This window comes from Pedobacter cryoconitis (assembly GCF_014200595.1).
GTDB classification, from domain to species: Bacteria; Bacteroidota; Bacteroidia; order Sphingobacteriales; family Sphingobacteriaceae; genus Pedobacter; species Pedobacter cryoconitis_C.
In genome coordinates, this window is record NZ_JACHCG010000004.1 from 335,850 (window position 1) to 352,430 (window position 16,581).

Here is a 16,581-nt window from a genome sequence, read left to right on the forward strand (position 1 = left end):
TTTTCAGAAAGATACTCCCTTAAAAATTATGGAAAAGATTAATATTCTTATTGTTGATGACAGACCAGAGAACATAATAGCATTGGAAGCCTTGTTGGAAAGAGATGATGTAAATCTGATTTCCACCACCCTGCCTAACGAAGCCTTAAGGCTTGCCTGGGAAATGGACATTGCTATTGCTTTAGTGGATGTACAGATGCCTGAGATGGATGGTTTTGAGCTGGTAGAAATCCTGAAAAGTAATCCCAGAACAAAAGATATCCTTGTCATTTTTGTTACAGCTATTTCAACGGATGCCAAATATGCAGTAAAAGGGTTGAATGCCGGAGCAGTTGATTACCTGTATAAACCGTTAAATCCTTACGTGACCTCTGCAAAAGTAGATTCCTTTTTACAATTTGTAAGAACACAAAGGGATATTGTTAAAAAGAATAAAGAACTTGAAGCTTATCAAAAAGAGCTGATTAAAGCCAAAGAACTTGCTGAGCAGGGAAAGAAAATAAAAGAGAATTTCCTGGCCAATATGAGTCATGAAATCCGTACACCTATCAATGGTATTATTGGTCTGGCTAATTTGCTGGAGAAAACAACACTTACTCCTGAGCAGAACGAAATGATTTCACTGCTGCAAATCTCTTCCAATTCATTATTGGGTGTCATTAATGATATTCTTGATTTATCAAAGATTGATGCCGGAATGTTCAAGATCAACCGGACTGCAACCGACCTGTCAGAAGTTTGCCATGCGGTGATCAATCTCTTAAGTATAAGGGCGAAAGAAAAAGATCTGGAACTGATTACGTCCTTCGATCCGGATCTGCCTAAAAATGTATCCGCCGATTCTTTAAGGCTCAACCAGATTCTGATGAACCTGATTGGCAATGCGATCAAATTTACCAACAAAGGCAGTGTAACGCTGAAAGTAGAAATAATGGACCGCAAAGGAAATAACCTGCAAATCAGATTTTCCGTTACTGATACAGGAATTGGCATCCCTACGGATAAAATTGAGAAGATCTTCGAAACCTTTGAACAGGCAGATGAAAGTACAACGATGAACTTTGGAGGTACAGGTTTAGGTCTTTCTATTGTTAAGAACCTGGCCCGGCTGAAAGGTGGCGTATTGACTGTTGATAGTTGTGAAGGACAGGGAAGTACTTTCTGTTTTGTCAACTGGTATGAAGTCTTGCAGGACCTGCCGGAGCCAAAAGAGAAACAGCTGGATAAACTTTTACCTTTTACCAATGTAAGGATCCTGGTTGCTGAAGATAACCCGATCAATAAATTCCTGATCGTTAAAATTATGAAAGACTGGGACGTGATTACTGATTTCGCTGAAAATGGACAGGAAGCACTGGATAAACTCAGAGATAACAATTATGATCTGATTCTGATGGATACCTTTATGCCGGTGATGAGCGGGCTGGAGGCTACTAAACTAATCAGAACTGATTACATACCGGGTAAAAAAGATATCCCTATTATTACTTTCTCCGCAGCAGTTATGGAAAATGATAAAAAGGCAGCCATTGATGCGGGTGCAAATGATGTAATAAGCAAACCTTTTGAACTCCGCTTGTTACATGAAAAGATCACCCACTTTGTAGATAAAAAGGCATTAATGCTTTAAACGCTTTTAATTATTTATTAAAAGCAGTCATCGTATGCGCTGGTCCGACAGTTACAAAACTCTGGATCAGTGCTACACTTTTTTCAACCAGCGCAGGCAATTCCGGCAATTCATCTTTATCAAATCCATCCAGTACGTAATCAGCTTGTCTGCCTTTGGCAAAGTTATCACTTACGCCAAAACGTAACCTTGGATAATCCTGGCTTCCGCAACTGGCCTCTATACTTTTCAGTCCGTTATGTCCCGCACTGCTTCCTTTTAATTTAAGTCTCAGCTTGCCTAACGGCAGTGCAATATCATCTACAATAACCAGCACATTTTCCAGTGGGATATTTAATTCCTGCATCCAGTAGTTGACTGCTCTCCCACTTAAATTCATGTAAGTAGTAGGTTTGATTACATGCAGTTTTCTGCCCTTCCAGGATACTTCTGAATAATAGGCTAACCGTATATTAGAAAAGGAACCTCCAAGCTGTTTAACCAGTTCATCTGCAATTTCAAATCCTATATTATGTCTGGTACCTACGTACTCCGCTCCTATATTTCCCAGGCCAACTATCAAATATTTCATGTATCACTGTTTCTTTCCCGCAAAGATAACAGTTTCTATGAAACCTGCTACTGACGGGGATTTAAGGCACAAAAAAAGCAGCACTGAAAATTCAGTGCTGCTCTCTGTTAAGCTATAGTTCAGCTTATTTTTTACCTGCTTGTTGTTCAGCTTGTTTAAGAGCTCTTGACATACCAACAGAAACGATTGTATCTTCTGGAGTGTTAGTAATAGTGTATGCTGCTTTTGCAAGGTCACGTACACGGAATAAATTACCTACTTCTAATTTAGCAATGCTAACGTCAACAACCTGTGGCATATCTTTCGGGAAAGATTTAACACGAAGTTTACGTAATTTCTGAACTAATTTACCACCCATTTTAACACCTGGAGAAGTTCCTTCTAATCTTACAGGAATTTCCATAACGATTTCTTTGTCATCAAATAACTGAAGAAAATCTACGTGTAATAATACGTCTGTTAATGGGTGAAATTGTAACTCTTTTATGATTGCTTTGGTTTTTGTACCATTGATATCAATTTCTAAAAAGTTTGCTTCAGGAGTGTAAATAGCATCTTTTAATTCTGTAATAACTACAGCAAAATGTGCTTGTTCTTTACCACCATACAATACTGCAGGAACTTTACCTTCATAGCGAAGCTCTTTAGCATCGCGTTTCCCTACGTTCTCTCTTGGAGAACCGCTAATTGCGATTATTTTCATTATATATATTTATTTATTTGTTTGTTTCTAATATTAAACTCTAAACAGATCACTGATTGATCCATGCTCATTTACATTGGCAATTGCCTTTGCAAATAAACTTGCTGTACTCAGTACTCTTATTTTTGGACTTTCCTGTTTTAAAGGAATAGTATCCGTTACAATCAATTCGGTAAGCATAGAGTTTTCTACTGTCTCATAAGCTTTACCAGATAATACCGGGTGTGTACAAACTGCTCTTACACTTTTTGCACCTTTTTCCATGATTAAAGCCGCAGCTTTAGCCAATGTCCCTGCTGTATCACAAATATCGTCAATTAAAACAATATCCATTCCCGTTACATCTCCAATAATCGACATAGACTCAATTTCATTGGCACGTTTACGGCGTTTATCACAAATCACAACCTCCGCATTAAAGAATTTCGCAAAAGTACGTGCTCTGTATGATCCACCCATATCCGGAGAAGCAATAGTCAGATTTTCCAGTCCTAAACTTTTGATATAAGGAACGAAGATTACTGAACCATCTAAGTGATCTACAGGAATATCAAAGAAGCCTTGTATCTGTGCTGCGTGCAGGTCCATCGTCATAATACGGTGGATACCAGCAGATTTCAACAAATTAGCTACTAACTTTGCCCCTATGGCAACTCTTGGTTTATCTTTTCTATCCTGTCTGGCCAAACCGTAATAAGGAACAACAGCTGTGATATAATGCGCAGAAGCTCTCTTTGCGGCATCAATCATCAACAAAAGTTCCATTAAATTATCAGAAGGCTGGTAGGTAGATTGGATCAGGAATACATCACATCCTCTTACTGTTTCATCATAAGAAGGCTGAAACTCACCATCGCTAAACCTGCTTAAGGTTACATTACCGAGTGGTTTGCCGTAACTTTCGGCAATTTTGTGTGCTAATGCTTTTGTACCGGTTCCGGCGAAAAGTTTAACGGGATTAAATTGCAAGGGCATGATTAGACGGGTATCAATGCTGGGTTACGAAAAAATCGGATTGTGATTACTCACAATCCGATATATTGTTTAGTTGCCCGACCAGGATTCGAACCTAGACAAACGGTACCAAAAACCGTTGTACTACCTTTATACTATCGGGCAATCTTCCGTAGAAATAACCATGAGTTGTTTCGTTTGGGAATGCAAATATACGTACCTTTTTGATAAATGCAAATCTTCCGTAAAAAAAAATAAAATATTTTTGAAAACAGCCTTTAAACACCCTTAACACATTAAAATTTGTTAATGTAGTTGTATATATGTACTATTATCAATCTATTTGATTATTTTCGGCTGCATTTTTAAAAGCCAAATTTTATATTTAAGAAAGAAATGAATTATACTAAAATTAATAACCTTACAGGATGGATGTGCTTTATCCTGGCGGCCCTCACCTATATACTCACCTTAGAACCTTCTGTAAGTTTCTGGGACTGTGGAGAGTTTATAGCCTCTGCACTTAAAATGCAGGTTGTTCACCAACCAGGTGCGCCTTTGTTCTTAATGATTCAACGCTTCTTCTCGATCTTTGCATTTGGCGATATTCATAAAATAGCTTATTTCATGAATGTGGGTTCTGCCCTTGCAAGTGCGGCTACGATCTTATTTTTATTCTGGACAATTACTGCCCTGGCTAAAAAGATGGTCATTAAAACTGAAGCAGACCTGACTATCGGAAACCTGATCACCGTAATGGGTGCAGGAGTTGTAGGTGCAATGGCTTATACTTTCTCAGACAGTTTCTGGTTCTCCGCAGTAGAATCGGAAGTTTATGCGCTTTCTTCTCTGTTTACAGCAATTGTATTCTGGGGTATCCTGAAATGGGAAGCACATGCTGATGAGCCCCGTGCAGACAGGTGGTTACTATTTATTGCCTATATCATGGGTTTATCCATCGGTATTCACTTATTGAACTTATTGACTATCCCGGCGATAGCTTTTGTATATTATTTTAAGAAAACGCCAAAACCAACAAACTTCGGTATCATCAAAACCTTTATTGTAGGGGTACTGATCCTTGCCTTTGTTCAATATGGTATCATCCAGTATGTGGTTTCTTTCGGTGCTTACTTCGATTTATTCTTCGTCAACACTTTAGGAATGGGATTTGGAACAGGTGTGGTTTTTTTCGCTGCCATTTTAATCGGCGCGCTGACCTGGGGAATTATGTATTCCATTAAACACCGCAACAAGTTCTTAAACCTTGCTTTACTTTCCACAGCACTGATTATTTTCGGTTACTGTTCTTTCGCAATGATTATTATCAGAGCTAAAGCCAGCCCTAACCTGAACAATAGTAACCCTGACAATGCCTTCTCATTTTTAAGTTATTTAAACAGAGAGCAATATGGAGACAGACCATTGTTATTTGGTCCTAACTATAACTCTGAAAAGGTTAGCTTGAAAGAAGGTAAAAACATTTACAGAAAAGGAGACACTAAATACGAAGTTGCTGGTAAAAAGACTGACTACGAGTATGACAGAACAACCCCTTTCCCGAGGATGTACAGTGATGATCCAAGGCACGTACAGGAATATAAAAGCTTAATGGGCTTTGACGATTCACATTTCGCTGGTATTTTCGACAACGTTTCTTACTTGTTTAAATACCAGATCGGTAATATGTACATGCGTTATTTCATGTGGAACTTTGTTGGTCGTCAGAATGATGACCAGGGTGCCGGTATTTACCAGGGACAATTTTTAAGTGGTATTAAACCTATTGATGCGATGATGCTGGGTGACCAGAGCCACCTGCCTCCTTCTATTGTAGAAAGCAGTGCTTATACCCGCTTTTTCTTCCTTCCATTGATCTTAGGCTTATTAGGTGCAGTATGGCACTTCAAACGCAATGAAAAAGATGCTGGTATTGTTGGTCTGTTATTTTTCTTTACAGGTCTTGCCATTGTATTATATCTGAACCAGAAACCATTAGAGCCAAGAGAGCGTGATTATGCTTATGCAGGATCTTTCTATGCCTTTGCCATCTGGGTCGGTTTTGGGGTACTCGCCTTAAGGGAATGGGTATTCAGTAAATTTACACCGAAAAACGGGGCTATTGCAGCGACAACGATTTCTTTATTTGCAGGCCCGGTAATTATGGGTGCGCAAGGGTGGAAAGCACATAACCGTTCAGAGAAAATGGTTGCACACGATATTGCAGTGGATTATCTGGAATCATGTGCACCAAATGCAATCCTGTTTACTTACGGTGATAATGATACTTATCCGCTTTGGTATATCCAGGAAGTTGAAAATGTGAGACCGGATGTAAGACTGGTTAACCTGAGTTTATTTGATACAGACTGGTATATTGACGGTATGAAACGTAAGCAAAATGAATCTGCTCCGCTTCCGATCAGTATGAAACCTTCTCAGTATGTACAAGGCGTCAGAGATGTAATGTACTATCAGGATTATAAACTTGCAGGTTCAGTAGAATTGAAAAATATTCTTGATGTCTTGTTATCAGATGATGATGATGATAAGATTCCATTGCAAAACGGAACTAAAGAAAATTTCATCCCGACTAAAAATTTCAAGCTGACCATCAACCCTGAAGATGTAATTAAAACAGGAACGGTTAAAGCATCGGATGCTTCAAAAATCACCCCTGTGATGGAATGGAAATTCAATAAGAGTTATGTCACTAAAGGTACACTGGCTATGCTGGACATCCTGGTACATAACAACTGGAAAAGACCTATCTATTTTGCAAGTACAGTTCCTTCAGACCAATTTAACGGTTTAGACAACTACTTATATACAGAAGGTCTTGCGATGCGCTTATTACCGCTTAAAACGGATTCAGCATCAAGCAGAGGGGATTTAGTGAATACTGATATCCTTTACCATAACATGTACACCAAATTCAAATGGGGTAATGTTAAAAATGCGAGCTACCTTGATCCGCAATCATCGGATGATATCTCCATCTTCAATAATGTGTTCAACACTACAATTTCCGGATTGATTAAAGAAGGAAAAATCGCTGATGCGAAAAAAGTAGTTGCCCGTTATTTCGAAGTAATGCCTGAGCGTTTCTACGGTATGCGTTCTATGATGGGTGTTTATTTCCTTGCAGAAAACCTGTACACTTTGGGGGATACGAACAAGGCAAATATGCTGATTGAAAAATCTGCTGATTATATCCAGAAAGAACTGACTTATCTGGCAGATGTATCCAAAAGCAAAAACAGGTTCGTTGGCGGACAGAATGTTCAGTTAGGTTTGCAGTTCCTTAACCAGATGGTTAAAACTACGGCAGAGAAAAAGCAAACGAAGCTTTCTCAGAAACTTGCACAGCAGTTCCAGGGCCTTGAGTCAAGGTTCTCAGTTTACTTTGCACAGCAAGCTCAGGAAGAACAACAAGCACCTGCGCCACAAGCTCCGGAAGAATAATAGCAATAGCTTATCAATAAAAAAAGGGTTGTATCATAATAGTGGTACAACCCTTTTTTATTCGGGCTAAGATTACTTAATTAAACTATTTATTAACAATAGAGATATTTATTACCTTTTAAAAACAAAACACAGTTAACTTGCCCTAAATCATTAAGAATTATGTCAGCAAGTACAAATAAATACATTGATCCATTATCAGATTTTGGATTCAAACATCTTTTTGGCAGTGAACCTAACAAAGAGATCATGATTGCTTTTTTAAACGCCTTGTTTGAAGGGGAAAAACACATTACCGATATTATCTACAACCCAACTGAAATTGCCGGGGATGAAAGGGAACATAAAAAGGTCAGTTTCGATTTGCTGTGCACTGGTGACAATGGAGAGCAGTTCATTGTAGAAATGCAGCGGGCAGATCATGATAATTTCGAGGACCGTTGTATTTTTTAACTGAGCCGGCTAATTCACCAGCAAAAGCTAAAGAGTAATCGTCACTGGGAAGTTAAGATGAAAGAAGTTTTCCTGATTGCGATCCTTGATTTTAACATGAAGAATTGTCTGAGTGACCATTATTTGCAAAGCATTTCCCTGGTCAATACCGGTACAGGTAAAATATTCCACAATGGACTGGGATTTAAGTTTTTGGAACTGCCTAAATTTGGAAAGAAAGAAGATGAACTGGAAACTGAGCTGGACAAATGGGTTTATCTGCTTAAACACATGCACAGCCTGGATCAGATTCCTAAATATCTGGATAAACGGGTTTTTGAAAAAATATTTAATATCGCCGAAATGAAGAAACTATCACCAGAACAACAATTTGTATACGACTCGATTTTACAACGGGAAGAAGACGATTATAGCCGGCTTAAATCTGCCGAACGCAGAGGAATGAGAGAAGGAATAGAAAAGGGAAAAGAAGAAGGGATAGAGCGGGGAATGGAGCAGGGAAAACATGAAACTGCGCTGGTCATTGCAAGGAAAATGAAAGAAGATAATTTTGAGCTTATTAAAATTGCCAGGTTTACTGCACTTTCAATTGAGGAAATAGAAAGTCTTTAACCACAAAAAAGGCTCAGCCATTTGATTAAGTAGCTGAGCCTTTTCCTTTCCTTTAAACAGGAGGATTGACTTTACTCTACGACTACGCCCATTGCACAGAACTTATCAATTCTGTTAGCGATCATCTTTTCAGTTTTTTCTTTTCCTAATGCTTTGATATCTTTCAGGATCTGAACTTTAATCGTTTCGCCCATAGCTGCCGGATCCTGATGTGCACCTCCCAGCGGTTCTTGAATCACACCGTCGATCAGTTTGTTTTTTAACATATCTTTTGAAGTCAGCTTCAGGCATTCTGCTGCTTTCTCTTTGAAATCCCAGCTGCGCCACAAAATTGAGGAACATGATTCCGGAGAAATTACCGAATACCAGGTATGCTCCAGCATGTATACTTTATCACCGATACCGATACCCAATGCACCACCAGATGCACCTTCACCAATAATCAAACAGATGATAGGCACTTTCAATACAGACATTTCCATCAGGTTTCTGGCAATAGCTTCTCCCTGTCCACGTTCTTCGGCCTCAATACCCGGGTAAGCACCCATCGTATCAATGAAAGAAATAACTGGCTTATTGAATTTCTCTGCAAGGCGCATTAACCTTAATGCTTTACGGTACCCCTCAGGATTTGCCATTCCGAAATTGCGGTACTGACGTTCTTTAGTATTTTTACCTTTCTGATGACCGATAACCATGACTGTTTCGCCACCTATAGTAGCAAAACCACCAATAATCGCTTTATCATCCTTTACTGTACGGTCACCGTGCAATTCGATAAAATCATCACAGATCATTCCGATGTAATCCAGCGTTTGAGGCCTTTCCGGATGACGTGATAATTGTACTTCCTGCCAGCCTGTAAGACTTGCATAAAGTGCGTTCTGCGTTTTAGACAGCTTATCTTCAAGCTCAATCAGTGTAGCAGACATATCTACTTTTGTTTTATCAGCAACCTGTTTAACCTTTTCAATTTGCTGCATCAGTTCAGCAATAGGTTTTTCAAAATCAAATGACGTTTTTATCTGTTCCATAAGTGGGCGGTAAAAATAGGTATTTTATTTTGAGTCTGTTTAAATTTATCATCTAAATTTAAACAGGCTCTTACAAAGAGTCTAAAATTTTGAAGCTACTCCGGCTTTAGGTAAAGATTTACTGATAAAATCCCTCAGATCGTTATTTCCTTTTTCCAGATCAGCGCTTCTTAAATACATCATATGGCCGCTTTCATAACCTTTCCAACTCATTCTGTCTTTCAATTTACCTCCCGGATCCATTTGCCACATATTATATTTTGCATTAAAATAATCACATGCCCCATCAAAATAACCAGACTGTACCATTAAATGCAGCGAAGGATTTTGTGCCATTGCATCCCGCAAATTCTCTGCTGTACGATTTCCTGTATTATCCCAGGGATAAACTGAGCCAAACATATTATACTTTAAATCAGTTTTATAGTTGAGCTCGTTGCGGATATACATATTGATTGCAGGAGTAAAAGAATGCAACCAGGAACTTAGTTCTGCATTATAATCGGGATCTTCTCCAGCATCCTGCTTATCCATTCCACGATATCTGGAATCCAGACGGCCTATCGTAAAACCCTGATCACGGAGTAGTTCCTTCCAAAAGAAACCTGGTGGGACATCCAGGTTATGCTGGAGAATCGTTTTTTCACTCAGGCCCGAAAAAGCAGCCATCTTCGCAGCCATCAGTTTTTTCTGTTCCTCTCCAAGCTGACTTCCTTTCGCCAGGGCCGGAATCAGTTCATTCATCGTAAACTGCTCCACTTCCGGTAATAAGGTACTTAAGGTTTTTGCTTGTAAATCTGATTTTAAGGCTTTATGATACCAGGCCGTAGCAGCGAAATAAGGTAAACGTAAAGCAGCAGATAGTGCATCTCCTCTTTCTATCCCTAAAGTAGTTGGTGAAACCAGTACTACCCCATTCAAGTACATCCATTGTGAATTTTGAAGTTCCAGTGCCAGTCCCGAAACCCGGGTGGTGCCGTAACTCTCCCCGATCAGAAACTTAGGAGACCCCCAGCGGTTGTTTCGGGTGACAAAGGTATTGATCCATTCAGCAAGGTATTTAATATCTGCGTTTACCCCAAAGAATTTACTGCCCGGTATATCTTTATTAATTGCTCTGGAATATCCAGTATTCACCGGATCGATATAAACAATGTCGGCAACATCCAGGATCGAAGACTTATTTTCTTTGTAGCCATAAGGCTGAACAGGATAGCCTTCGTCATCAATGTTTAACAATACAGGGCCTGTATAAGCAATATGCATCCATACCGACGCGGAACCCGGGCCACCATTAAAGGAGATAACCAGCGGCCTGTTAGTCCGGTCTTTGACATCAGACCGCTCATAATAAGTATAAAACAGACCTGCAATAGCTTTGCCTGTTTCATCCCAAACCGGCAAAGTACCAGTTACAGCTTTATAAGGGATGCGCTGACCCTTAATAGTCACCTGGTGTTGGGTAACTACCGTACTTTCGGTTACAATTTTTCGGGAATTGACTTCAGTGTTGATTGAAGTATCACTCTTCTTAGTCTCAGGAATTGATTTGACAGGCTGCATTTTTTGCGCATTTGCCGTCTGACAAACACACCATCCAGCCAGGATTAACGTGTAAAATAGTTTCATTTTAAAGGGATGGTTTAGGTCCCTTAAATATCAAAATAAGATCAGAATAATTGGTAATAACTTAAAAAAGTTACTTCTCTTTACTCCCGCGGATATATAAAACTGAGATCGCACCCAGAATCATGAATATTCCTGCGATTACAATCGCATAAATAGCCTCCCCATTGTAAAACTGCTTCACAATCAATCCGCCGAAAATACCGTTGACAATTTGCGGCATGGTAATAAAGAAATTAAATATCCCCATGTAAACACCCATTTTGCGTGGTGGTATTGCACTCGACAAAATCGCATAAGGCATCGAAAGTATACTTCCCCAGGCCAAACCAATTCCAATCATAGAATAAATCAGATGATCCGGATTGGTGATGAAATAAATAGAAAGCAGACCTGCCCCTCCTGCCAGTAAAGAAAAAGCATGTGCCATTTTACGGCTTGTTGCCCTGGCAATTGCCGGCAGAATTAAAGCATAAATAGCAGAAACCCCATTGTAAACTCCAAAAAGAATACCAACCCAGTTTCCTGCATCCGCGAATTTCACCGAAGATGTATCTCCGGGAAGCACCTTATAAATATGTTGTGCGATAGCAGGCGTTGTAAATACCCACATCGAGAATAAAGCAAACCAGGAGAAAAACTGAACGAGTCCAAGCTGTTTCATCGTTAACGGCATATTAGAAAAATCTGTCAGGATAGATAGTAATCCCTTTTGCTCCTCTATCTCCGGCTCCGCAGCATGGTATAAAGCCATTTCTTCTGGCGGATATTCTTTAGTAGTCAAAACTGTCCACAGGATCGTCAGTATTAAAATCGCGGCTCCAGCATAAAAAGAGTAAATCACATTGTGAGGAACCTGTCCTGCTGCTGCAACTTTCGAAGCACCCAGATATTCAGAAAAGATATAAGGCAGCCACGAACCAGAGATAGCCCCTGCCCCGATTAAAAAGGTTTGCATAGAGAATCCAAAGCTTCTTTGACTCTCTGGTAATTTATCAGCAACCAATGCCCTGAAAGGTTCCATTGCGACATTGATAGAAGCATCCATAATCATCAGCATTCCTGCCCCGATGATAATAGGCGGAAGGAAACTGGCCATCGCCCCCGAATTAGGCATCAGGATTAATGCGATAGCTGTTAGAATAGCTCCGATCAGGAAATAAGGTCTTCTTCTGCCAAAACGATTCCAGGTCTTATCACTATAATAGCCGATGATTGGTTGTACAATCATCCCGGTTAAAGGTGCTGCCAGCCAGAAAAGTGAAAGATGCTCCACATCTGCACCAAAAGTTTGCAGGATTCTGGAAGCATTTCCATTTTGCAGGGCGAAACCAAACTGTATCCCGAAAAATCCAACACTCATATTAAATATCTGTGTATTAGATAATCTTGGTTTGGAGGCAACGGCTTTATTTTGTTCCATAAGGATCTATTTGGTTTGAAGGTTGAGAGATTGTTTAGAATGCTATTATTTGTGCTTGCATTGGTAATACCCAGATCGGTATTGTGTTATCTTTAAGATCAGTTAATTTCAAGTCCGATAATTGATCTGTGGCAGTGGTCAAAGGACGGTTTTGTAAAATCTCTGCCGGAATCTGCACCTGGCTTTCCATTCTGTAATGACGGTCAAAATTTACCAGGATCAGTAAACGCTGATTTGCTGTATAACGCACATAACCATACATTCTTTTATTCATATTACCACCAACCGGGATTTCCCACAACTGGCCTTTCGCAACAGCCTCAGATTTACCTGAAAACTGAAGCAGTCTTTTATAATAATTACGAAGCTCCTTTTGCTGATCACCTAATTTTGCACCATCAAAAGCACCGTCATTCATCCACTTCTGATGTTCCGGAATTCCCCAGTAATCAAAAATAGTAGTCCGGTTATCTTCTCCGCCAAAGCCTTCTGCCCCTCTTCCGGGTTCACCCACTTCCTGACCAAAATACGTCATGACAGGCCCACCAGATAAAGTAGCTGAAACGACCATCGCAGGCAGTGCTAATTCCGCCTGTCCGGCAAAACCAGCAGAAGCAATCCGCTCCTCATCATGGTTTTCCAGGAAACGCAGCATTTGATCTCTAAAGCCAGCACTTTCCTGCTGCCATACTTTTCTAATGTCATTCACATCTGCCTGGTCTTCACTTCTGATCAGTTTTTTTAACCCGTCATACAAACCAACCTTATCATATAAATAATCAAATTTACCTGTAGTCAGGAATGATTTGTAAGTAGCAGGATCGTAAGCTTCTCCAATAAAAACAAGTTCAGGCTTTACTTTTTTCACTTCTGGGATTACCCAGTTCCAAAAAGCAAGCGGAACCATTTCTGCCATATCACAACGGAAACCATCTACACCTTTTGCTGTCCAGAAAACCAGGATATCTCTCATCTTAGTCCAGACCGCAGGCGTTGGTGTAAAATATTGCTTTGCCCCGTTCTGCTGATCTACGCCATAGTTCAATTTGATCGTTTCATACCAATCATCAACCGAAGGGCTTGCTGAAAAAACATTATTTCCTGTAGCTTTTGCAGGTGATTCTGCATAATGTGCTTGCTGCAAAACAGAAAGAGGCATTTGCTGAGCAGATTTAGGAGCCGGAACAACAAAATCCTGTCCGGGTACATAATAATAATCATTAGCCGGGCTGAAAGCCACATGCACATCATCACCTTCCCCAAAATCTTTAACTCCGGCAGGCTTCATTTTTGACTGATACTGACGGGCAACATGGTTAGGCACAAAGTCAATAATTACTTTAAGCCCTTTTTCATGGGTCCTTTTAATGAGTGCCTCAAATTCAGCCATCCTGTGGTTAACATCTACGGATAAATCAGGATCTACATCATAATAATCTCTGACCGCATAAGGGGAACCAGCCCTGCCTTTAACTACCCTTGCATTATTTGCAGGTAATCCAGCCTGACTGTAATCCGTTAACGTAGCATGGGAAATTACCCCGGTATACCAAACATAAGTAGTCCCGAGTTCCTTAATTCCATCCAATGCCTGTGCAGTGATGTCATTAAACTTACCACTGCCATTTTGCTCAATAGTTCCATAAGGAACATTACTTTGCTGCTTATTGCCAAATAACCTTGGCAAAAGCTGATAGATCATTATTTTTTCCTGCTGTTGCGCCATACTTCTATTTATAAATCCTGAAAACAATAAAACAACTACAGTTAAAGTCCGGTAATGGCTTTTCATACCAATAGTCCTCTGTAGTTAATTACGGTTTCACCTGCCTGAACAGGTTGTAACTTATTAAATATATTGATGTGCAGCAACTCCTTGCAGGTCGTATTGATAATGATTTCGTCTTTAGTGACTTTCACATTGAACTGATTTCCGCGGAAACCAATTGTAAATGCGAATGAAGTCCATTGTTCAGGAAGGAAAGGGTTAAAGCAAAGCGTATCGTTTTTCACGCGCATTCCGCCAAAACCTTCTACAATACTCATCCATGTTCCTGCCATAGAAGTAATGTGCAGACCGTCTTCCGTATCATTGTTATAATCATCCAGGTCTAAACGTGAGGTACGCAAGTAAAACTCATATGCTCTGTCTCCATCATTCAGTTTCGCTGCTAAAATACTATGGACACAAGGCGACAAAGAACTTTCATGAACGGTACGCGACTCATAAAAATCAAAATTCCTTCTTAACGATTCCAGGTCATAGTCATCTTCAAAGAAATACATCCCCTGTAAAACATCTGCCTGCTTAATATAACATGAACGCAAAATTCTGTCCCAGCTCCATTTCTGATTTAACGGACGCTCTGATGCCGGAAGATCTTTCACCAGAATCTGTTCTTTGTCCAGATATCCGTCCTGCTGAAGGAATACCCCCTGTTCTTCATCATAGGGAAGATAAATGTTTGCCGAAATTTCCTTCCAGTCCGCAAATTCTTTCTCTTCTGCTAAGGATGTCTTAGCCACAATGCGCTGGTATTGCTCCGGATCTTTTTCCTTCACGATTTCAGCAGCCTCCATAGCATATTTTAAACACCAGCCAGCTAATGTATTTGTATACCAGTTGTTATTGATATTGTTTTCATACTCATTAGGCCCGGTTACACCCAACATCACATATTGCTTTTTATCTGCACTCCAGTTTACCCTTTGTTTCCAGAAACGGGCTATACCGATCAGCACTTCCAGACCATATTCTTTCAAATAAGAAGCATCACCTGTGTACCTGATATAGTTGAAAATTGCAAAAGCAATTGCTCCGTTCCTATGGATCTCTTCGAAAGTAATTTCCCACTCGTTGTGACACTCCTCACCATTCATAGTCACCATCGGATACAAAGCAGCTCCTTTATTAAAGCCTAACTTCTCTGCATTCTCAATCGCTTTCTCCAAATGTTTATAACGATAAACCAGCAGATTTTTAGAAACCTCCTGTGGCGCGGTCGATAAGTAGAAAGGAATACAATAAGCTTCTGTATCCCAATAAGTCGAGCCTCCGTATTTTTCACCAGTAAAGCCTTTCGGGCCAATATTTAACCTCGCATCTTTTCCTGTATAAGTCTGATTTAGCTGGAAGATATTGAAACGGATTGCTTGCTGTGCAGCCACATCCCCTTCGATAATAATATCACCTTCCTGCCATTTTGTTGCCCATGCAGCAGCTTGTTCCTTTAACAATTCGTCAAAGCCTTTCACTACCCCAGCCTCAACTACTGCTTTAGCCTGCGCTAATAAATCAGCAGTCGCATAATTTTGTGACGACAGGTTAGTTGCTATTTTATAAATATCAATTCCTTCGTTTAAGCTTAGCTCTACTGATCCGCTTTCTGAAAGATATTTTTCACGGGATTGCTCATCTATAGCAAGATTAACCGTTTTACTATTTTTTAGCACTACAGTTTTAACGCCTGTGATTACATCAAAAGCTGTTTTTTTAGTACGCAGTGTCAAATAAGATCCGCTTTCGTCTTGTGCGCGGCTTACCTCATCCCAAAATTTCTCTTCGTAATTAGAATCCTGGTTTTTCACATCTCCATCTATAAAAGATATCAAATCCAGTTTCCCCGAAAAATTAAGAGGTGTTAATTGATAGTGTAAAGCTGCCAGCTCATCATTAGCGATACTAAAGAACCGCTTAGCTTTTACCTGCACTTGTTTTCCTGAAGCCAGTTCAGCAGTGAATGTACGTTCCAGATAACCTTCTTTCATATTCAGCACTCTCTGGAATGCCGTTACTTTACATAAGCTTAAATCTAAAACTTCTCCATCCAGCTTCAACGCTAACCCCATCCAGTCTGCTGCATTCAGTACTTTGGCAAAATATTCAGGATATCCGTTTTTCCACCAGCCAACGCGGGTTTTATCCGGATAATAAACGCCTGCAACGTAATTCCCTTGTAAAGAATCGCCACTGTAAGTTTCTTCAAAATTTGCGCGCTGCCCCATGCGGCCATTACCAAGGCTAAATATACTTTCCGATATCTTATTCAAATGAGGATCAAAACCACTCTCTATGATATTCCACTCTTCTGCTTGTATGTAATTCTTCAT

The 16,581-nt window shown here is 39.9% G+C and carries 10 protein-coding genes, 1 tRNA gene and 1 pseudogene; 3 read left to right on the plus strand and 9 right to left on the minus strand.

What is annotated here, in order from left to right; genetic code table 11:
* Nucleotides 1-28 precede the first annotated feature (28 nt).
* Nucleotides 29-1,630: a response regulator gene (locus tag HDE70_RS21280; RefSeq protein ID WP_183865951.1), complete on the plus strand. Its 1,602-nt coding sequence runs from the start codon at nt 29-31 to the stop codon at nt 1,628-1,630.
* A gap of 10 nt (nt 1,631-1,640) precedes the next feature.
* Here HDE70_RS21280 and pth read toward each other — a convergent pair whose 3' ends face one another.
* The 4 genes from pth to HDE70_RS21300 form a co-directional block, all read right to left on the minus strand.
* Nucleotides 1,641-2,201, minus strand: coding sequence for an aminoacyl-tRNA hydrolase (gene pth, locus HDE70_RS21285; RefSeq protein WP_183865952.1), 561 nt, complete (start codon nt 2,199-2,201; stop codon nt 1,641-1,643).
* A 124-nt stretch (nt 2,202-2,325) separates the two neighbouring features.
* Complete coding sequence (locus HDE70_RS21290) at nt 2,326-2,904, minus strand: 50S ribosomal protein L25/general stress protein Ctc (protein WP_068403580.1); 579 nt, start codon at nt 2,902-2,904, stop codon at nt 2,326-2,328.
* Nucleotides 2,905-2,937: 33 nt separating this feature from the next.
* Nucleotides 2,938-3,879: a ribose-phosphate pyrophosphokinase gene (locus tag HDE70_RS21295; RefSeq protein WP_068403583.1), complete on the minus strand. Its 942-nt coding sequence runs from the start codon at nt 3,877-3,879 to the stop codon at nt 2,938-2,940.
* A gap of 73 nt (nt 3,880-3,952) precedes the next feature.
* A tRNA-Gln gene (locus HDE70_RS21300) sits at nt 3,953-4,023 on the minus strand.
* A gap of 231 nt (nt 4,024-4,254) precedes the next feature.
* Between HDE70_RS21300 and HDE70_RS21305 the strand changes: the two genes are divergently transcribed.
* Together HDE70_RS21305 and HDE70_RS21310 are read left to right on the plus strand one after the other, a co-directional pair.
* On the plus strand, nt 4,255-7,323 hold the full coding sequence (locus tag HDE70_RS21305; RefSeq protein ID WP_183865953.1) for a protein O-mannosyl-transferase family: 3,069 nt from the start codon (nt 4,255-4,257) through the stop codon (nt 7,321-7,323).
* Between the two features lie 162 nt (nt 7,324-7,485).
* Nucleotides 7,486-8,388, plus strand: a pseudogene (locus tag HDE70_RS21310) (Rpn family recombination-promoting nuclease/putative transposase).
* Nucleotides 8,389-8,459: 71 nt separating this feature from the next.
* Here the strand turns inward: HDE70_RS21310 and HDE70_RS21315 are convergent.
* The 5 genes from HDE70_RS21315 to HDE70_RS21335 all read right to left on the minus strand — a co-directional run bounded on the left by HDE70_RS21315 (nt 8,460) and on the right by HDE70_RS21335 (nt 16,581).
* Entirely contained in the window at nt 8,460-9,422 is a 963-nt protein-coding gene (locus tag HDE70_RS21315) for an acetyl-CoA carboxylase carboxyltransferase subunit alpha (protein WP_183865955.1), read from the minus strand.
* 81 nt (nt 9,423-9,503) lie between these two features.
* Complete coding sequence (locus tag HDE70_RS21320; RefSeq protein WP_221302116.1) at nt 9,504-11,051, minus strand: S10 family peptidase; 1,548 nt, start codon at nt 11,049-11,051, stop codon at nt 9,504-9,506.
* 70 nt (nt 11,052-11,121) lie between these two features.
* On the minus strand, nt 11,122-12,471 hold the full coding sequence (locus tag HDE70_RS21325; RefSeq protein ID WP_221270560.1) for an MFS transporter: 1,350 nt from the start codon (nt 12,469-12,471) through the stop codon (nt 11,122-11,124).
* Between the two features lie 34 nt (nt 12,472-12,505).
* Complete coding sequence (locus HDE70_RS21330; protein WP_183891767.1) at nt 12,506-14,263, minus strand: alpha-amylase family protein; 1,758 nt, start codon at nt 14,261-14,263, stop codon at nt 12,506-12,508.
* Entirely contained in the window at nt 14,260-16,581 is a 2,322-nt protein-coding gene (locus HDE70_RS21335; RefSeq protein WP_183891768.1) for a glycoside hydrolase family 65 protein, read from the minus strand. Before HDE70_RS21335 ends, HDE70_RS21330 begins: the two co-directional genes overlap by 4 nt.